Annotated in this window: 20 protein-coding genes; 11 read left to right on the top strand and 9 right to left on the bottom strand. The window is 65.7% G+C overall.

Going from position 1 to position 19,254, the window contains the following annotated elements; genetic code table 11:
- Positions 1-31 precede the first annotated feature (31 nt).
- Positions 32-469, top strand: a complete 438-nt coding sequence (locus tag ACP97_RS17150) for a DUF555 domain-containing protein (RefSeq protein WP_049999060.1) — start codon at positions 32-34, stop codon at positions 467-469.
- 67 nt (positions 470-536) lie between these two features.
- Here the strand turns inward: ACP97_RS17150 and ACP97_RS17145 are convergent, their stop codons facing one another.
- The 6 genes from ACP97_RS17145 to ACP97_RS17120 all read right to left on the bottom strand — a co-directional run bounded on the left by ACP97_RS17145 (position 537) and on the right by ACP97_RS17120 (position 3,426).
- The gene (locus tag ACP97_RS17145) at positions 537-773 is read right to left on the bottom strand and encodes a UPF0058 family protein (protein ID WP_049999059.1); all 237 of its coding nucleotides are present in this window, start codon (positions 771-773) and stop codon (positions 537-539) included.
- A 134-nt stretch (positions 774-907) separates the two neighbouring features.
- Positions 908-1,087, bottom strand: coding sequence for a DUF7836 family putative zinc-binding protein (locus ACP97_RS17140; RefSeq protein ID WP_049999058.1), 180 nt, complete (start codon positions 1,085-1,087; stop codon positions 908-910).
- 39 nt (positions 1,088-1,126) lie between these two features.
- On the bottom strand, positions 1,127-2,104 hold the full coding sequence (locus tag ACP97_RS17135) for a transcription initiation factor IIB (RefSeq protein WP_049999057.1): 978 nt from the start codon (positions 2,102-2,104) through the stop codon (positions 1,127-1,129).
- A 346-nt stretch (positions 2,105-2,450) separates the two neighbouring features.
- Positions 2,451-2,762, bottom strand: a complete 312-nt coding sequence (locus tag ACP97_RS17130) for a hypothetical protein (protein ID WP_049999056.1) — start codon at positions 2,760-2,762, stop codon at positions 2,451-2,453.
- 55 nt (positions 2,763-2,817) lie between these two features.
- Complete coding sequence (locus ACP97_RS17125; protein ID WP_049999055.1) at positions 2,818-3,093, bottom strand: ArsR/SmtB family transcription factor; 276 nt, start codon at positions 3,091-3,093, stop codon at positions 2,818-2,820.
- 48 nt (positions 3,094-3,141) lie between these two features.
- Positions 3,142-3,426, bottom strand: a complete 285-nt coding sequence (locus ACP97_RS17120; RefSeq protein ID WP_049999054.1) for a DUF357 domain-containing protein — start codon at positions 3,424-3,426, stop codon at positions 3,142-3,144.
- Between the two features lie 79 nt (positions 3,427-3,505).
- Here ACP97_RS17120 and ACP97_RS17115 point away from each other — a divergent pair, with 79 nt between their 5' ends.
- Entirely contained in the window at positions 3,506-4,552 is a 1,047-nt protein-coding gene (locus tag ACP97_RS17115) for an NAD(P)/FAD-dependent oxidoreductase (RefSeq protein WP_049999053.1), read from the top strand.
- A gap of 12 nt (positions 4,553-4,564) precedes the next feature.
- Here ACP97_RS17115 and ACP97_RS17110 read toward each other — a convergent pair whose 3' ends face one another.
- Positions 4,565-5,227, bottom strand: coding sequence for a 2,5-diamino-6-(ribosylamino)-4(3H)-pyrimidinone 5'-phosphate reductase (locus ACP97_RS17110; protein ID WP_049999052.1), 663 nt, complete (start codon positions 5,225-5,227; stop codon positions 4,565-4,567).
- A 138-nt stretch (positions 5,228-5,365) separates the two neighbouring features.
- Here ACP97_RS17110 and ACP97_RS17105 point away from each other — a divergent pair, with 138 nt between their 5' ends.
- The 8 genes from ACP97_RS17105 to ACP97_RS17070 all read left to right on the top strand — a co-directional run bounded on the left by ACP97_RS17105 (position 5,366) and on the right by ACP97_RS17070 (position 16,104).
- A complete protein-coding gene (locus ACP97_RS17105) occupies positions 5,366-6,790 on the top strand; it encodes an LVIVD repeat-containing protein (protein ID WP_049999051.1) in 1,425 nt (474 codons plus the stop codon).
- 45 nt (positions 6,791-6,835) lie between these two features.
- Complete coding sequence (locus tag ACP97_RS17100) at positions 6,836-8,128, top strand: Single-stranded DNA binding protein (protein WP_049999050.1); 1,293 nt, start codon at positions 6,836-6,838, stop codon at positions 8,126-8,128.
- A complete protein-coding gene (locus tag ACP97_RS17095) occupies positions 8,125-9,687 on the top strand; it encodes a hypothetical protein (RefSeq protein ID WP_049999049.1) in 1,563 nt (520 codons plus the stop codon). Before ACP97_RS17100 ends, ACP97_RS17095 begins: the two co-directional genes overlap by 4 nt.
- A complete protein-coding gene (locus ACP97_RS17090; protein ID WP_049999048.1) occupies positions 9,687-10,442 on the top strand; it encodes a metallophosphoesterase in 756 nt (251 codons plus the stop codon). Before ACP97_RS17095 ends, ACP97_RS17090 begins: the two co-directional genes overlap by 1 nt.
- A gap of 39 nt (positions 10,443-10,481) precedes the next feature.
- The gene (locus ACP97_RS17085) at positions 10,482-13,319 is read left to right on the top strand and encodes a DEAD/DEAH box helicase (protein WP_049999047.1); all 2,838 of its coding nucleotides are present in this window, start codon (positions 10,482-10,484) and stop codon (positions 13,317-13,319) included.
- Between the two features lie 90 nt (positions 13,320-13,409).
- Entirely contained in the window at positions 13,410-14,816 is a 1,407-nt protein-coding gene (locus ACP97_RS17080) for an aryl-sulfate sulfotransferase (RefSeq protein WP_049999046.1), read from the top strand.
- Positions 14,817-14,884: 68 nt separating this feature from the next.
- Positions 14,885-15,766 (top strand): winged helix-turn-helix domain-containing protein, encoded by an 882-nt coding sequence (locus ACP97_RS17075; RefSeq protein WP_049999045.1) that lies wholly within the window; start codon positions 14,885-14,887, stop codon positions 15,764-15,766.
- Positions 15,767-15,864: 98 nt separating this feature from the next.
- Positions 15,865-16,104: a hypothetical protein gene (locus ACP97_RS17070; protein ID WP_049999044.1), complete on the top strand. Its 240-nt coding sequence runs from the start codon at positions 15,865-15,867 to the stop codon at positions 16,102-16,104.
- Between the two features lie 12 nt (positions 16,105-16,116).
- On the opposite strand, the gene ACP97_RS17065 is transcribed toward ACP97_RS17070, so the two are convergent.
- The gene (locus ACP97_RS17065; protein ID WP_049999043.1) at positions 16,117-18,261 is read right to left on the bottom strand and encodes a CDC48 family AAA ATPase; all 2,145 of its coding nucleotides are present in this window, start codon (positions 18,259-18,261) and stop codon (positions 16,117-16,119) included.
- 77 nt (positions 18,262-18,338) lie between these two features.
- On the opposite strand from ACP97_RS17065, the gene ACP97_RS21100 reads away from it, so the two are divergent.
- Positions 18,339-18,473, top strand: a complete 135-nt coding sequence (locus ACP97_RS21100; protein ID WP_049999042.1) for a DUF7128 family protein — start codon at positions 18,339-18,341, stop codon at positions 18,471-18,473.
- A 69-nt stretch (positions 18,474-18,542) separates the two neighbouring features.
- Here ACP97_RS21100 and ACP97_RS17055 read toward each other — a convergent pair whose 3' ends face one another.
- Positions 18,543-19,229, bottom strand: coding sequence for an SOUL family heme-binding protein (locus tag ACP97_RS17055; protein WP_049999041.1), 687 nt, complete (start codon positions 19,227-19,229; stop codon positions 18,543-18,545).
- Between the last annotated feature and the right edge of the window lie 25 nt (positions 19,230-19,254).

Here is a 19,254-nt window from a genome sequence, read left to right as displayed (position 1 = left end):
CGTTGATACTGACAGCCGATGAATGAGTGTCATGGACTGTCGAGTCGTCGTCGAGGCTGCCGTGCCCGTATACGACGTGGAGACGGCCGACGAGGCCGTGCGCATCGCCATCTCGAAGACCGGCGGGATGCTCAACCCCGACCTCAGCTACGTCGAGATCGAGATGGGGTCGCGCACGTCGCCCGAGGGCGAGGAGTTGGAGCCGGCGTTCATCGTCGCCGACGAGGCACTCGTCGCGCTCGAACTCGAAATGACGGTCTTCAGCGTCGAGCGCGAAGAGCACGCCTCCCGCATCGCACGGAAGGAAATCGGCCAGCGACTCGAAAACATCCCGCTCGACGTCCTCGAAATCGAAGTGCTCGAAACCGACGACGAAGGCGACGAGAACGAGGAGGACAACGAGACAGCTGATACTGAAACGGATGAGGACGACCTCCTGCCGGAGTTCGACGAACTGCTCGAGGAGTGAACGGTCGCGGCGCTATCGGAGTGATGGTCGAAAAACGCGGTGATGACGGTGTGTCCGTTCGCTCGTCTCAGTCGGCGGCCGCCGGAACCGTCTCGGTCTCCGTGCGTCGCATATCGGACGTAATACCGTCGGCGAGCGCGAAAACGGCAGCCTTGTGGTCGGTTTTTGACTGATGGATCGAAGTCGGACGGACGCCGAGTGACTCGTACGATTCGTACTCGGCGGACGTCCCTGTCCGCGCTTCGTGATGTTTGCGTACCTCTGCAAGCAGGCCGTGGAGGTGGATAAGCTCCTGCTTTTTCATGGGCACTTGCCCCTAATGACTGGAGTGTATTAGTAGTATCCTGATTCGCGTTAACATACACCAGTTGAGATCGGGCCGTGCAGCCACGCTCGACACGGATTATCACGAACGATCATCGACGGTTCGGTACCGCGCTACTGGAGTTGCTTGAACGCACTGAGGTCGCGGTCGGTTCGCATGAACTCGCTGATGCGATAGCTCGCGTGGCAGTTCGGACAGTGAAACGTCGACCCGCCGTCGGGAAGCTCCCGTGGCGTCTCACGCCAATGTTTCGCACACTCCGGACACAACAGTTGGACGGCTGCTTCGTCCATGTCATCGTTCAACACGTGACGAGTACAAAAAAGTTCGCGTCAGGCGGCCATCACGTCGCCTTCGGCCTCGAGCAGTTCCTTGTAGCGATTGCGGATGGTGACCTCGGAGATGTCCGCGACCTCCGATACCGCGCCCTGCGTGACCTTCTCGTTGGTGAGCAGGGCGGCGGCGTAGACCGCTGCGGCGGCCAGTCCCACAGGACTCTTCCCGCTGATGATGCCCTCGTCCTTTGCGGTTTCGAGGAGCTGTCGGGCACGCCGCTCGGCCTCCTCCGAGAGTTCGAGGTCGGAGGCGAAGCGGGGCACGTAGCTCGCGGGGTCGGCCGGCTGGATCTCGAGGCCGAGTTCGCGGACCACGTAGCGGTAGGTCCGGGTGAGTTCCATCTTGCCGACTCTGGAGACGGTGGCGATCTCGTCGAGACTTCGTGGCGTGCCGGCCTGTCGAGCCGCCGCGTACAGCGCCGAGGTCGAGACGCCCTCGATGGAGCGTCCGGGCAGGAGGTCCTCGTCGAGCGCGCGGCGGTAGATGACCGACGCGGTCTCGCGCACGCTGTCGGGGAGTCCCAAGGCGCTCGCCATGCGGTCGATCTCGCCGAGGGCCTGCTTCAGGTTGCGCTCCTTCGAGTCACGGGTACGGAAGCGCTCGTTCCAGGTGCGCAGGCGCTGCATCTTCTGGCGCTGTCGACTGGAGAGGGCGTTGCCGTAGGCGTCCTTGTTCTGCCAGCCGATGTTCGTCGAGAGGCCCTTGTCGTGCATCATGTTCGTCGTGGGCGCACCGACTCTCGACTTCTGGTCGCGTTCGGCACTATCGAACGCCCGCCACTCCGGCCCGCGGTCGATCTCGTCGGTCTCGACGACGAGACCACAGTCCGTACAGACGGTCTCGCCGTGTTCGGTGTCGGCGGCCAGCCGGCCACCACACTCGGGGCAGACGAGTTCGTCCTCGTCGGCCTCCTCTTCGACCTCGGTCTCTTCGGCTCGTTCGCGCTCGTTGACGCGGGTTGTTGAATCGCTCATTGGTGGAATGGTTCGGATGCGGTCGGCTACTGGGGATTGTTCGCAACGGCTCCCAGAACTCGGTATCTGACCGAACGTTAGCCCGTAAACTACTTAAAACTACCGATTACAGTCCGTCGAAATCAGCCCTCACACGCCCTCTGCCGGCCGTCTGTGTGGAGGGGGTTAAACCACCGCTTATCGAGGTGTTTTTCCGGGTGGAAGCATCCCTCCAGCCCACCATAACCGTTCGTGGTCGACCGACTGAAGCGGTCTGCTTGCTCGTTCCTGCAACCCCCGTTCACTCTACTCGGATCAGTCCCGCGTCGCTCGCTTCGTTCGTTCCTCGTCCTTCGCCTCGCTTCGCTCAGTCCCACGTGACCCACGTGAGGAAGGCGATGCCGCCGAACTCGAAGATCCGGAGTGCGAGCATCGCTTCCTGAGCGATGGGTGGAACGAGTTCGGGGTTCGTCACCCAGAGAGTGAGCGTCTGGTGGAAGACGAAGAAGTATATCGCCAGTGCGTTCTCCGCGAGCAGCAGGACGGCGAAGACCAGTAGCCCGAGCGTGTGCTTCGAGCGGAACTGGAGGAAGTTCCGCCCCCAGACGTAGCCGAGTCCGAGGAGGAGGGCCACGTTCAGCGCGCTGAACACGCGCATCGCGTCTATCAGAACGGCCATCTACCTCCACCTTCCCCACTCGCGTGCATATACTCTTTCCCAAATCGGACCATACTCAGTTCACCTGTTCGATGATCTGCTCTATCGTCCCCCAGTGATGGCGCGCCTGCTCGGTCGGTAGATACACCGCACCGTAGTCGTCGCCGCTGTTTTCGAGGACGTTGTTCTCCTCCAGTACGTCGAGGTGATGGCGGACGGTCTTGTAATCGAGATCCAACTCCTCGGCGAGGCGGTTCGCGTTCCGTGGCCGTTCGTCGAGCGCCCGGAGGATACGAACGCGGTTCGTGCCGCCGCGGGTGCCGGTCAGCACGTACCACAGAACGGCCTCCATCGGAGACAACTGACACACCCGCCCCTTGTAAGCGCACCGACCACACACTCAGACCGTGAAGAGATCACCTTCGTCGGGCACCGCGAACAAACCCATGCGTGCGCCGGCGTCGAGCCACGCATGGCCATACGAAAAGGCCGCGAGCGCGTTCACCGGATCGTCACCGGCACGAAAGTGTCTGCCGTCCTCCAGATACGAGCGGGCCATCTCCTCGTAGTCTGCGGCGGCGTCGGCCAGCGGCGTGTCGGGCGGTACTGTGATGGTCGCCGCGTCGAGCGCCTCGGCAAGTAGGCGTTCGTATCTATCTGTTTTCTCCGCGAGGTCTGCGGGCATGGCCCGACGGACGGGGGCCGAGCCATAAATCCCCCTGCGACAGCACAAGGTAGTTATTCGGGAAGCGTCAACCACGGGTATGACCGAGAGCGCGGAGCCGGTTCATCGCCGGCTCGTCATCACGGGGTCGGGCATCGCGGGGCTGACGGCGGCCATCTACGCCGCGCGCGCGAACAACGACCCGCTGGTACTGGAGGGCGACGAACCGGGCGGCCAGCTCACGCTCACCACCGACGTCGCCAACTATCCGGGTTTTCCCGAGGGAATCGGCGGGACGGAACTCATCAACAACATGAAAGAGCAGGCGAAACGGTTCGGAGCCGAGATCGAACACGGCGTCGTCGAGTCCGTCGACGATTCCGACCGTCCGTTCGAACTCGCCCTTGCGAGCGGGAAGCGCTACACCGCCGACGCCGTCATCGTCGCCAGCGGCGCGAGCGCCCGTACTCTGGGTGTGCCGGGCGAGGACGAACTGATGGGCTACGGCGTCTCGACGTGTGCCACGTGCGATGGAGCATTCTTCCGCGACGAGGAGATGCTGGTCGTCGGCGGCGGCGATGCCGCGATGGAGGAGGCAACCTTCCTCACGAAGTTCGCTTCGACTGTACACCTCGTTCACCGCCGCGAGGAGTTCCGTGCCGAGGACTACTGGATCGACCGCCTCGAAGAGCACGTCGCAGCCGGCGACATCGAAGTCATGAGAAACACCGAACTCCTCGAAATCCACGGCTCGCCCGAGGAGGGTGTCGATGACGTATCGCTCGCAACCCACCCCGAGGGCCACCCGAGCGAGCGACTCGACGACGCCGACACCGAGCAGTTCGATTTCGACGTCGGGGCCGTCTTTCTCGCCATCGGCCACACGCCGAACACCGACTACCTGCGCGAGACGGGCGTCGGGATGGACGACGCCGGTTATCTCGCCACCGAGGGCGGCGCGGGCGGCGGCCAGACCGAGACGGGAGTTCCCGGACTGTTCGGCGCGGGCGACGTCGTGGATTATCACTACCAGCAGGCCGTCACGGCGGGCGGGATGGGCAGCAAGGCCGCTCTCGACGCCGATACGTACCTCGAAACCCACGCGGACGACGAGCGGACGGCACCGCTCGCCGAATCGGACGACTGATCGCCTCCCTGTTCACTCGACGGTATAACGACAGAGCACGCCGTCGTCGACGCGCTCGACGGCTTCAAGGGCGAGTTCGGGAAACTCCTCGACGAAGCCCGCGCCGTCGGCGAGCGTCGGCGCGTCGCGGCCGCCGATGAGAATCGAACCGATGAATACCGATAGTTCGTCGACGAGCCCTGCCTCGAATACCGAAAACAGTATCTCGCCACCGCCTTCGACGAGCAGCCGCTCGATGCCCTCGTCTTCGAGCGCGGCGAACCCTTTTTCAATATCGACTCGCTCGTCGCCGGCCGTAACGAGGGTTGCACCGGTCTCACGGAGCGCCGCATGCCTGTCGTCTGGCGCTGCGTTGCCGACCAACACGTAGCTTGCGGCCACATCGTCCAGCACCCGGCTGTCGGGCGGCGTACGGGCACGCGTGTCGACGACCACCCGTGCGGGATGGGGTGGTTTCCCCTCCGCGCGGCGCTCGGCGCGCAGGTCCGGGTCCTCGACGGTGAGATGTGGGTCGTCGGCGAGTACCGTCCCGCTCCCCACACACACCGCGTCGCAGGACGCCCGGAGCGCATCGAGGCGCGCGAAGTCCTCCGGACCGCTGATGACCACCTGCTCGCGCCGGCGCGAGGAGAGTTTGCCGTCGGCGCTCATCGCCGCGTTGACCACGACGTCCATATTGGCGGTAGTCGGAGGCTGCGAAAGCCGCTTTCGGTGCGGCGGTGGTGTGTCCCGACGATAATTGCCGGGTGAAGTGAAAGTTGACAAACGGTGAGAAATAAGTACGCGCGCGGTGTCGAGTCGAACGGGACAGTAATGCCAGGGACGACTCGACGGGCGGTGCTCAAGGCACTCGGGGTTGTGGGTGTCGGCTCCGGCGTGGCCTACGGCGCGCTCAGGATGGAGGATGGGGGCGAGACGGCGGGCGGAGCGAACGAAACGTCGACGGCCACCGCCGCGCCGACCCGAACGACGCAGGCCGAAACGCCGACCGCGACGCCGACGCCATCGACGTGGCGACTCGAAAACCTGAGTCAGTCACAGCTCTCCTCGTCGGCGGGTGGCTTCTCGGAGGGCGTCATCCGCTCCGACGGGCGTTACGCCGCCATCGGTACCCGATTTTCGGGCACCGGCAGCTATCTCGTGGACCTACGCGACCCAAACTCCCCCGAACTCGTTCATCACTTTCCGGCCGACGACGGCGTGACGTGTCTTGACGTCAAGTTCGGCCCGAAGAAGGGGCTGTACTGCCGGAGCAACCATCCAGCCGGCGACTCCGGTGTCCAGATCGTCGACTACGGGTTCGCCGAGGGAACGCCCGAATCACCACGAATCATCGGCGAACTCAACTCCGGGGGGACACACAACCTGTTCGTCCGCTCGAACGCATCCGTGGTCTACACCGTGAACTACAGCGACGATCCGGATACCGGCGGCATCGACATCTGGGACGTTTCGAAACTGCGCTCGCCACGACAGCACGGCACCGCCGGCCCGCCGGGTTTGGCACACGACGTGGTCTACGACGCCAAACGCGACCTGCTCCACTGTGCATACATGGGCGACATGACCGACGGCTACGTGCTGCTCGACGCGAGCGACCCGCTGAACACCGCGGAAGTCGGCCGGTTCGACTACGCCGACCAGCCCTCGTATTCGGACCACGATGTCGGCGAGGAGGCGTTCGGGAACTGCCATTATGCCCTCCCCGACCCGCGCCGCGACCTCGTGGTCGTCGGTGACGAGCGCTCGTACGGGACTCCGGGCGGCAAACACGTCTTCGACATCGGCTGGCGCGACGGTTCGCCCGAAAATCCCGTCCCGATCGGGTTCACGCACTCACCGAACGCGAAGCGCATGAGTTCGGGCGGCGAGGGCGAGAGCGACCAGACCGAGCGCTTCGACTGGACCGGCCACCAGTTCGACATCGTACCCCTCCCGGACGCCACGCTGGTCGTGAGCGGTGACTGGCACGAGGGCACAGTTCTCTACGACGTCACCGACCCGACGGACCTGCATCCGATCGACACGCACGAGACGAACGCGCCGGCGGTCGAAAATCCGAACGAGCAGTTACAGGTGTTCGGCGACCCGCCGATGGCCTACAGCGCCGATTACAACGAAGAGCGCGAGATCGCCCTGACGAGCGACCTCTTCACCGGCATCTACACCTACCGCATCGACGGAGCATCCGGCACTGAGGAGACGCCGGAGACGACGAACGCGACCGAAAACGCCTGACAGGGGCGCGAACCCTTTTAGTTCGTTCCGCTTCAAGTACGGGTGATGACACTCGACGACCATGCCGAGGCTCTCGCCTCCGACCTCGGCGTCGACAAAGAGGAGGTCAAAGCGGACCTAGAGAACTTGGTCGAGTACAGCGTGCCGGTAGAGGAAGCCAAGAGCAGCCTCCGCCGGAAGTACGGCGACAGCACTGCCACCGGGGAACCCACGGCGAAGGACCTCGCGGACGTTTCAACGAGCGACTCGGCGGTGACGGTCCGGGGGCGAGTGCTCACCGTCGGCAAGCGCTCGATCCGCTATCAGGGCGACGACCTCGTGATCTTCGAGGGCGAACTCGGCGACGAGTCGGGCACGATCTCCTACACCGCGTGGGAGGACTTCGACCTCGCGCCGGGCGACACGGTCGAGGCGCTCGGCGCTGGCGTCCGCGAGTGGGACGGCGACCCCGAACTCAACCTCGGCTCGGAGACGACCATCGAGTTCGCCGACGAGTCCATGACTATTCCCCACGACATCGGCGGCGAGCGCTCGCTGTCCGAGCTCGCGCCGGGCGACCGCGGGCGCACCGTCGAGGTGCGCGTCGCCGAGGTCGAGGAGAAGGTCATCGACGGGCGCGACGGCGAAACGGCGATCCTGAGCGGGGTGTTCGCCGACGAGACTGGCAGACTGCCCTTCACCGACTGGAACCCACACGACGAAATCGAGGAGGGAGGTTCGATACGTATCGAGAACGCCTACGTCCGCGAGTTTCGGGGCGTGCCGTCGGTGAACGTCGCCGAGTTCTCGACCATCGAACCGCTCGACAGGGAGGTCGAAGGCGGCGAGAGCGCACCACGGATGAGCGTCCGCGAGGCGGTTTCGACTGGTGGGCTGTTCGACGTCGAACTCACCGGGAACCTGCTCGCGGTGCGGGACGGCTCGGGACTCATCCAACGCTGTCCCGACTGCGGGCGCGTCATCCAGAAGGGCCAGTGTCGTGCCCACGGCGACGTCGACGGCGAGGACGATCTGCGGGTGAAGGCCATCGTGGACGACGGCACGGCGTCGCTCACCGCCGTTCTCGACGCCGACCTCACCGAAGAGATCTACGGCGGCGACGTCGAAGACGCACGCGAGGCCGCCCGCGACGCGATGGACCAGGAAGTGGTAGCCGAGTCCATCCACGAGGAACTCGTCGGCCACGAGTTCCGGGTGCGGGGGACGCTCTCGGTCGACGACTACGGCGCGAACCTCGAAGCGACCGAGTTCGCGGCGTGTGCCGACGATCCCGCCGAGCGCGCACGAACGCTGCTCACCGAAGCGGATGAAGCGGGCGAGACCGAGGTGGCCGAATGAGCACACGTCCGAACCGCGAGACGGCTTATCGCGTGTTCGCCGCCGAGTTCGACGACGCGAGCCTCTCGTACGCCGAAAGCGACGAGGAGCGCGCACCGAACTACGTCGTGACGCCGACCGGCGCGCGGCTCAACCGTCTCTTCGCGGTGGGCGTGCTCACCGAAATCGAATCAGTAAATGAAGAACAGTTGCGCGCACGGGTGGTCGATCCGACGGGCGCGTTCGTCGTCTACGCCGGCCAGTACCAGCCCGAGGCGCTCTCGGCGCTCGAACGCATCGGGACGCCCGCGTTCGTCGCCGTCACGGGTAAGGCGCGCACGTTCCAGCCCGACGACTCGAATCGGGTGTTCACCTCGATTCGTCCCGAGAACCTCAGCGAGGTCGATGCCGCCACGCGCGACCGCTTCGCCGTTGAGACCGCGAAACTGACCCTCGAACGGGTGCGGACGATGCGAGACGCGCTCGCCCGCGACGAGCGCGGCGACGTACTCGGTGAGGCGCTCGAAGCGGAGGGCGTCGAGGCGGGGCTCGCCGCCGGGATACCGCGCGCGCTGGAGCACTACGGCACGACGCCGGCGTATCTCGACGCCATCGAGGGGATGGCGCTCGACGCGGCGCGGGTGGTCGCCGGCGAACGCGAGGAGGTCCGTGCGCTCGACGTCGCACCCGACAAGGGCTCGACGGGGCCGGCCGAACCGGTCGACGAGAGAGCAGGTGACGAACCCCAGTCGGCGGACGCGACCGAAGAATCGGAAACCGAAACGGCTGTCGAGACGGGCCGAGCAGTGGTTTCGGGTGACGGCGAGTCAGTTGTCGAGACCGAACCGACGGATGATTCACCGGTCGATACTCAAGCCGAACCGAGTGACAAGACCGATTCCACACTCGAAACCGGCGACTCGGAACCCACGGAAACGGCGGTGGAACCGTCGCAGTCGGACGCCGAAGCTGGCGAATCCGTCGAGGATTCGTTTGACGAATCTGCCGAACCCAATGAGGAGGGCGCCGCGGAGGGCGACGAGGAAGCCGCCGAGGCGGACCTCGACGACCCCGAGGAGTTCGAACTCGACGCCGACGAGCGCGAGCGCATCGAGGAGGAGTTTGGCACCGACTTCGAGAGCGCGAGCGAGGTCGATGGACCGGGCGAAGCCGACATCGAGACGCCCGTGCCGGACGACGCAACCGACCCAGATGACGAAACCGAATCGACCGCGAGTGACGCCGGGACGACGGACGCCGGCGAAACCGTCGGGACAGAGGCGACCGACGACGCCGAACCGACGGCGGCCACGGAGGACACCGACGACGAATTCGACGAGGACACCGAGTCAGCGGCGGACGACGCGGCGGGCGAAGCCGCAACCACCGACCCCGAGGAGGCGGTCGTCGCGGCGATGGCGGCACTCGACGACGGCGACGGCGTGGCCCGTGAGGCGGTCGTCGGGCACGTCGTCGAGGAGCACGATCTCACGCGCGAGCAAGCGACCGACGGAATCCAGTCGGCGCTAATGAGCGGCGAGTGTTACGAACCCGACGACGACACACTCAAGCCCATCTGATGACACGGGTCGAGCCGGTGCCGGACGAACCGGCGGCCGTCGTCGAGTGTAGCGAGCGCGTCCTCTGTGTCGCCGATTACCATGCTGGACTCGAAGCCGCGCTCCGCTGGGAGGGCGTCTCGCTGCCGAGTCAGGCCGCCGAACGCCGCGAGCATCTGCTCACGCTGGTCGAGAGGACGGATGTCGAGCGCGTGGTCTTCCTCGGCGATCTCGCCCACGCAATCGGCGATTCGCGGGGCGACGAACGCGACGAACTCGAATCGCTGTTGGAATCAGTCACCGAGCGCGTACCCGTCACCCTCGTCAAGGGCAACCACGACGGCGATATCGAGTCACTGACAATCGAACTGGACGACGAAATAGCGGTGACGCCGACGGGCGGTATTCGAGTGGGAGAGGTGGGCTTCGCCCACGGCCACACGTGGCCGAGCAGGCGAGTCCTCGAAGCCGAGGTGGTCTGTGTCGGCCACGAGCATCCGACCGTGCGGCTCGAAGACGAGGTGGGCGGGAGTCGGGCCGAGCGCGCGTGGCTCCGCGGGTCGCTCGCGTCGGAGCCGTTCGTCGAGCATTACGGTGAGGAACTGGATATCGACGGCGAGCTCGTCGTCTTCCCGGCGTTCAACCGGCTTTCGGGTGGTACATGGGTGAACGTCGAGGGACAGGAGTTCCTCTCGCCGTTTCTGCCCGACGGACTCGCCGATGGCGAGGCGTATCTGCTCGATGGGACGCGGCTGGGCGCGTATCAGCGGGTCTGACCCGGAGTTCTTAATCGGCTCGCGCTCGAATGAGATCCAATGGCAGACAGCGAGGCCGCCGCCGATTTGGCGGCCTTCACGCATCTCGGCGAGCGAGTCAGGGCGGCGCTCTCCGAACGTGGATTCACGACGCCGACCGAGCCACAGCGCAAGGCGATTCCGCCGCTCGCGGCCGGCGATGACGGACTCGTGATCGCCCCCACGGGAACGGGAAAGACCGAGACCGCAATGCTCCCGGTATTCGACACGCTCGCGGGCGAGGAGCGATTCGGGATTTCAGCGCTCTACATCACCCCACTCAGGGCGCTCAACCGCGACATGCGCGACCGACTGGAGTGGTGGGGCGAACAGTTGGAACTCGATATCGACGTGCGCCACGGCGACACCACCCAGTATCAGCGCGGAAAGCAGGCGAACGACCCGCCGGACGTGCTCGTGACGACGCCCGAGACGCTCCAGGCGATGCTCACAGGTGAAAAACTCCGCAAAGCACTGTCGGATGTCTCGCACGTCGTGGTCGACGAGGTGCACGAACTCGCGGCGTCGAAACGCGGCGCGCAGTTGACGATCGGACTCGAACGCCTCCGCGAACTCGCGGGGGAGTTCCAGCGCATCGGCCTCTCGGCGACGGTCGGCGACCCCGGCGAAGTGGGGAAGTTCCTCACCGGCGACCGAGGCTGTGCACTCATCGAAGTCGACGTCGGCAGCCGGCTCGACGTGCAAGTGCGAAAACCGCGAATCACCGACGAGGACGAGACTCTGGCGGCGGAGCTCGCGAGCGATCCCGACCTCGCGAGCCATGTCCGGGCGATCCGCGATCTCGTTGCCGACAACGAATCCACCCTCATCTTCGTGAACACGCGCCAGACGGCCGAAGCGCTCGGCTCGCGCTGCAACGCGCTCGATTTGCCAATTGGAGTGCATCACGGTTCGCTCTCGAAGGAGGCCCGCATCGAGGTCGAAGACGGATTCAAAGCCGGCGAGTTGGATGGATTGCTCTGTACCTCCTCGATGGAACTCGGCATCGACGTGGGCCGCGTCGATCACGTGATCCAGTACCAGAGCCCGCGCGAGGTCGCGCGCCTCCTCCAGCGGGTGGGCCGGGCGGGCCATCGCTCGGACCGGCTCTCGTCGGGTACCGTGCTGACCACCCGACCCGACGACACGCTCGAAGCGCTCGCCATCTGCCGGCGCGCCCACGAGGGACTGGTCGAACCGGCCGAAATCCACCACGGCAGCCTGGACACGGTCGCCAACCAGATCGTCGGGTTCGTCATGGATTTCGGCGAGATCGGTGCGCGCCGAGCCTACGAGATCGTCACGCGCGCCTACCCGTTCCGCGATCTCGGCGAGGAGGCGTTCCGCGAGATCGTCCGCGAACTGTCGGGCAACCGGATCCTCTGGCTCGACGAGGAACAGGACAGACTCGAGAAGTCGGGCGGGTCGTGGCAGTATTTCTACGCCAACCTCTCGATGATCCCCGACGAGGAGACCTATACTGTCTCCGATGTGGCCTCTGGACGAACGATTGGTACGCTCGACGAACGGTTCGTCGTCAACTTCGCCGGCCCGGGTGAGACCTTCATCCAGCGCGGCGAGATGTGGCGCATCGCGGAGGTCAACGACGAGGAGAGCGAGGTGAAGGTCAGTCCGATCGAGGACCCCGCTGGCGAAGTACCGTCGTGGACCGGCCAGGAGATTCCGGTGCCCCAAGCCGTCGCGGGCGAGGTCGGCACGATTCGTGGAAAAGTCGGTGAATCGTTCGAGAGCGGCGCGTCGCGGACAGCGGTCGCAGCCGACCTCACGGAGCGCTATCCGACCGACGAGTACACCGCGAGCGAGGCGCTCGACCCGCTCGAAAAACAGGTCGAATCGGAAAGTCCGATGCCGACCGAGAACCGGATGGTCGTCGAATCCGAACCTCGATCGGTGGTGGTGAATGCGTGTTTCGGTCACACGACCAACGAGACCCTGGGGAGAGTCCTGTCGGCGCTGCTCGGCCAGCAGACGGGTTCGTCGGTCGGGATGGAGATCGACCCCTATCGCATCGAACTCGACGTGCCGCGTGGGATGCGCGGAAGCGACGTCGTGGAGATTCTGGAAGAGACAGCACCGGAGCACGTCGCGGGCATCATCGAACTCAGTCTGAAGAACTCGGACGCGCTGAAGTTCAAGCTCGCGCAGGTCGCGGCGACGTTCGGCGCACTCAAATCGTGGCAGGGCAACGAGCGATTCGGGCGCGGACGGCTGCTCGCGGCGCTTCAGGACACCCCGATATACGACGAGGCAGTTCGTGAGGTGTTCCACGAGGACCTCGCGGTCGAAGATGCTGGTATGGTGCTCTCGGGAATCGAATCCGGCGATATCGAACTCGTCACTCACAATGGGCACACGCCGGTGGGCATCGACGGACGCTCGTCGGGCAAGGAACTGCTCGCGCCCGAGAACGCCGACGCGAGCGTCATCGACACGGTGAGAGAACGGATTCGGGGGGATAGAATGCGACTGTTCTGTCTGCACTGTCGGGAGTGGGAGCGCACACAGGAAGTGCGACGAATCCCCGACCAGCCCGAGTGTCCGCTCTGTGGCTCGACGCGCATCGCGGCGCTCAACCCGTGGGCCGAGGAGGTCGTCGAGGCGATCAAAGCCAACGAGAAGGACGACGAGCAGGAGAAGCAGACCCGGCGGGCGTATCAGGCCGCGACGCTCGTCCAGAGCCACGGGAAGCAGGCGGTCATCGCGCTCGCCGCCCGCGGCGTCGGCCCGCACAACGCCGCGCGCATCATCGCTAAACTCCGCGAGAACGAGGACGACTTCTATCGAGACATCCTCTCCCAAGAACGCCAGTACGCCCGCACACAGTCGTTTTGGGGCTGATTTCCATGAGGGCGCGGCAGGGCGGGTCCACGAGGCGTATCGCGTCCCGATTTCCGTAACGGCTATGCGAGGCTCGTGACTGTATCGCTCATGGTCGGCCTGCCGTCGCGTCGCTGGCTCGTCCGCGGGGTGCTGGGAGCCGTCGTGCTCTCGTTGCTCCTCACTAGCGGCGTGTTGACGCTCTCCTACGAAGAGCCGACGCTCAAACGTGGCGTCACGAGCACCACACCCGACAGCGAGACGGTCATTTCCAGTCAGGGCTGGCACGCCCGCGGCGTGTCGCTGCCGAGCCGTCCCGCACGGCTCGTCTCGGTCGCCGAGGACGGCTCGGTGAACTGGACCCACGACGGACCGGAAAACCGCACGAACTGGTTTTACGACGTCGACCCGTTGGCGAACGGCAACCTGCTCGTCGTCAACCCCGTCGGAGGGACGACCGTCGTCTACGAGTTCGACCCCGAGAGCCGTGAGCGGGTCTGGACCGAACGGTTCGACAGTCCGGACATCCACGACGTCGACTTGATCAACGGCGACGAACTGCTCGTCGCGGGCATCAACTACGACACGGGCCAACCGAGCAACGACAGCGTGTTCGTCTACGATCGGACGACCGACGAGGTGACGTGGGAGTGGGAGTTCAAAGACCACTATCCGGCCGATGCGGCCGACGGTATCGAGACCAAAGACTGGACGCACGTCAACGACGTCGACGAGATTCGTGACGGCGAGTTCCTCGTCTCGGTGCGCAACATGGACCAGGTCATCGTCGTGAATCGCTCGACGAAGGCCATCGAGATGCGCCTCGGGCGCGACGACGACCACTCCACTCTGTTCGAACAGCACAACCCAACCTACCTCGACGGCGCGAACGGCACGCCCACAGTACTGGTAGCGGATTCGGAAAACGACCGCATCGTCGAGTACGCACGGACGGGCGGCCCGCCCGGCAACGGGAGTTGGGAGCGCACGTGGACGCTCTCTGGAGGGATGAACTGGCCACGCGACGCCGACCGCCTGCCCAACGGCAACACCCTCGTCGTGGATTCGATGAATCATCGAGTGATCGAGGTCACGCCGGCGGGCGAAATCGTCTGGGAGATGCACGCACCGTGGGCGACTTACGACGCGGAGCGAGTGGCCCACGGCGACGAACCCGGCGGGCCGACCATCCGCGAGCAGAACGCCACCGGGAACGCGACGCTCCACGGCGGAAGTCACCCCGAGGAGGGGTTTCCGACGGTCCCGAACGCGGTGGGGAGCGTCGTCGCGGCGACGCCGTTGCCGACCGGGATCACCGACCTCGCCACGCGCTGGCAACACGTCGCGCCGTGGCTCAAACCGACGTGGCTGCCGACGTGGGCCTTCTCGATCCTCGTCGTGAGCCTGCTCCTCACGTTCGTCTGGGCCGTCGGCGAGGGCGTCTATCAGCGCCAGCGCATCCGTCGGCGGCTCGCACGGATGGTCGGGGGCGTTCGGGACGGCTTGAAACGCCGGTGACTCGGGCAGACGAGCCGTGCTCGGTTCACCGAAAGAACACTTATTTCCCCGGTCGTGGTAGATCACCCATGAGCAAACCGGACATCCAGGAGTGCGTCGAGTGCGTCGCGCCGGCGGATGCGTTCGCGCTCATCGGGAACGAAACCCGACTGAGTATTCTCGAAGCGCTCTGGCGGGCCGATGAGGAACCCGTCCGTTTCTCGGCACTCAACGAGATGGTAGGAATGCGCGACAGCGCACAGTTCAACTATCACCTCGGAAAGCTCACCGACCAGTACGTCCGAAAAGCGGAGGCTGGCTACGAACTCCGCACCGCCGGCGCGAAGGTCGTCCGCGCGGTGCTCGCGGGGTCGTTCACCGAACACCCACGGCTCGAACCGTTCACGACCGACGACGGCTGCACCCGGTGTGGCGAAGCGCTCGTGGCGAGTTACGACGAGGAGATGCTCGCACTCGACTGTCCCGACTGTGGGCGCGCCCACGGCGAATACTCCTTCCCGCCGGGCGGACTCAACGACCGCACGAACGAGGAGGTCCTCGACGCGTTCGACCAGCGCGTGCGCCACCTCCACTGTCTCGCCAAAGATGGAGTGTGTCCCGAGTGCAGCGGGCGGATGCAAACGACGATATCGCAGGAGGGTGAGTGCTGTCTCGGGGTCGGGCTTCGCGCCGACCACGTCTGCGAGCAGTGCAACCACAGCCTCTGTTCGGCGGTCGGTCTGAGCCTGCTCGACCGCTCGCCCGTCGTCGCCTTCCACCGCGACCACGGCATCGACCTCGGCGTGACGCCCTATTGGAAACTCGACTGGTGTGTGAGCGACGACCACACGACTGTCCAATCGACCGACCCGTGGGAACTCGAACTCGCCATCGACCTCGACGACGAACGCTTCCACGCGACCCTCGACGGCGACCTGTCGCTGGTCGAGACCCGCCGCAGCGAGACCTGAACGCCGTGGGTCGCTACTGAAATCGAATTCAGTAAGGCTCGTTACAAAAATGTATTTCAGATTATATTTTTGGTGGCGTGGCCCTTCTCATCACATGTATGAGGGGACGAACGACGCGACACGGACGGACCGAGCGGAACCGGTGGCTGAACGCAGAGGTTGGTCCGCGGGATGTGGCGGTCGTCTACGGTGCGGTGGTGCTCGTGCCCGTGCTCTTGTGGGCCGTCACCAACCCGATGGTTGCGGTGGGTGTCGGCGTGCTCGTGACTATGACGTACACGCTGGTGCGGGTCGGGACGAGGGTCGTGCGGGAACTGCTGCGAGTGCGGGCGGCCTGAGCGCGCGACTCCCTATTCGAAGGTCGGGCTAATCGATTCGCGGGCGTCCGCGAAGTGTGCCGCGGTGAGGAGCACCTCGTCGGCGTGGGCCGCGGCTTCCTCGGGGTCGTGTTCGCTTGCGACCGCGCGGATGGCAGCCATCGAGGCCGCCCGACAGAGCGCCTCGATGTCCGCCCCGGAGTAGCCCGCCGAACTGGCGGCGAGCGCGTCGAGATCCACGTCCTCGGCGATGGGTTTGTCCTCGGTGTGCACGTCGAAAATCGCTTTTCGAGCCTCCTCGTCCGGGGCGGGCACCTCGATGTGTGATTCGATGCGGCCCGGTCTGAGGAGCGCGGGGTCGATAGCGTCCTTCCGGTTGGTCGCGGCGAGCACCATCAGATTGGGGTTCTCGGCCAGTCCGTCGATCTCGGTCAGGAGTTGGGAGACGACCCGCTCGGTGACCTCGTGACTCTCGCCGCGCCCGCCCGCCACGGCGTCGATCTCGTCGAAGAAGACGATGGCCGGCGCGGCCTGTCGGGCGCGGGCGAACACCTCCCGGACGGCTTTCTCGGACTCCCCGACGTACCGGTCGAGTAGCTCGGGACCAGCAACAGATATGAAATTCACGTCGCTCTCGCCGGCGAGCGCGCGGGCGAGTAGCGTTTTGCCCGTGCCGGGCGGTCCGTGAAGCAGGACACCGGCGGGCGGGTCGGTCGCGCTCGCCTCGAACAGCGCGCCGTAGGAGAGCGGCCACTCGACGGCCTCGGTGAGCGTGGCTTTCGCCTCGTCCAACCCCCCGACGTCGTCGAAACTCGTATTTGGGGTTTCGGCGACGTACTCGCGCATCGCGCTCGGGTCGACGGCAGCCATCGCGGTCTCGAAATCCCCACGGGTGACTTCGAGCGAATCGCGTTCCTCACGATTTCGGAGTGCGGCCATCGCCGCCTCGACGGCGAGCGATTCGAGGTCGGCCCCGACGAAACCGTGCGTGCGGGCGGCCAACCGGTCGAGGTCTACATCCGGGGCGAGCGGCATCGAGCGGGTGTGTACATCCAAAACTTCGCGGCGGCCCGCCTCGCCGGGCGCGCCGATCTCGATCTCGCGGTCGAAGCGCCCGCCCCGGCGGAGCGCGGGGTCGATGGCGTCCACCCGATTCGTCGCACCGATGACGACGACCTGCCCGCGGCTTTCGAGACCGTCCATCAGGGTGAGTAGCTGGGCGACGACGCGGGTCTCCATGTCCGCGTCGTCGCCGCGCGCGGCCGCGATGGAATCGATCTCGTCGATGAACACGATGGCGGGTGCGTTCGCCGCCGCCCGCTCGAACGCTTCGCGGAGCTTCTCCTCGGATTCGCCCTTGTACTTCGAGACGATTTCGGGCCCCGAGATGGTCGTGAAGAAGGCGTCGACCTCGCCGGCGACTGCCCGCGCGATGAGTGTCTTTCCGGTGCCGGGCGGTCCGTAGAGCAACACGCCGGAGGGCGGGTCGATGCCGAGTTCCTGAAACAGTTCGGGTTCCGAGAGCGGCAACTCGATCATCTCCCGCACTTGGTTGAGTTCGTCGTCCAGCCCGCCGATGTCCTCGTAAGTCACGCGCGACCCGCCGCTCGTGCCGGTTTTGCCGGCTTCACCCGTCGTGGTCGCCGTCTGTGTCGTAGGCGGTGCACGGGTCTCGGTATCGGCTCCGCCGCTGAGCGTTACGGTCGTGTCCTGCGTGATGCGAACGGTCCCCTCCGGCGTGGTCGAGGCGATGGCGAGCGGGTCAGCGCCGAGGCGCTCGATGCGCACCTGTTCGCCCGTTTTGATGGGGCGGTCGAGCAGCGCGCGCTTGAGAAGCGCCGTGAGTTTCTCGGTCGCGTCGAGTGTCGCGGGGACGTCGATGGTCACTCGATCCGCCTCGGCGACCGAGACGGGCGACACGGTAACGGAGTCGCCGACGTTCACGCCGGCGTTCGTCCGCGTGTCGGCGTCGATGCGTACCCGGTCGCCCGCGAGGTCGCCACTCGCGGGCCAGACCTTCGCCACCGTGGCGCGCTCGCCGTCGATGACCACCGTGTCGCCGCTCAGTACGCCGAGCGCGTGGCGGGCCGTTTCGGGGAGACGGGCGACTCCTCGGCCCGCGTCCCGCTTCTGTGCACCCTCGACGACGAGGTCGACGCCCTCGTTCCGACCGGCCATACGATACACTACGAACCGACGGCCTTCAGCGTTCTCATGGGGGTAACGCCTTTAGGCTCCGATGGCCCACCACCGGTATGGTGCGCGAAACCGAGCGCGACGGCATAACGTGGTACGAATGCGAACACTGCGGCCTCATGTTCGACGCCGCCGACGAGGCCGAACAGCACGAGGAGACCTGCGACGCCGAGGAACCGAGCTACCTCCAGTAATCGCCGGTTTCGGTCCCTTGTCGGGGCCGTTCGACACACCGACCATCCACGTCCCGCGCGGCGCGTCGCCTACCACTCGACGTCGACGGCGGCCTCGTGGGTCCGCAGGAACGGCGGCGTCGACGGGTCGTCGTAACCGAGGACGAACGGCTCGCCGGTCGGCTGTACCTCGGTATCAGCGAGCGTATCGAGCAGTTTCGACTGCTGGCGACTCGTCCGCCAGTCGGTCGCCCACCACGAGAAGCGGCGCGTGGCGACCGACCGCGGCGGCTCGACGGCGAGCGAGACGTCGGGGTCGGTCGGTTGCGGGGCCGTGTTCGGCGTGTACTTCTCGGGGAGATAGAATCCCATCCGTACCCCGTTCTCCTCGTCCTTGTCGGTGCGGACGGGCGCAGTCATCGACACCGATTCGCCAGTGTCGGTGTGAACGGGTGCAGTCATCGGGACCTTCTCGCTGGTCTCGCCGTCCTCGCCGGTGCGGACCGGTGCGGTCATCGCCACCTCCGAGCGGGATGCGTTCGCGCCCTGGAGGTACTCGAACAGCCGTCTGAACGCCTCACGGTTCGAGGAACCGGTGGTTTCGACGCGGGTCAGTTCTGGATAGCGTCGAATCTCCGTCCGGTCGTCGATGGTTCGCTCCACCGTGTATCCGACGCGCTCGACCGAGCGCGAGCGCAGCAGTCCGAACGCACTCCAGACGCCGACCACACCGCCGACAGCGGCCACACCGACGATACCGAGGCGTTTGCGGTTCACGCCGACAAAAGGTGGCGGGCGCTCA

Source organism: Halococcus sediminicola, assembly GCF_000755245.1.
In the GTDB taxonomy this organism is placed as follows: Archaea; Halobacteriota; Halobacteria; order Halobacteriales; family Halococcaceae; genus Halococcus; species Halococcus sediminicola.
Note: the sequence above shows the minus strand (reverse complement) of the source record. Positions and strands in the feature narration are given on the sequence as shown.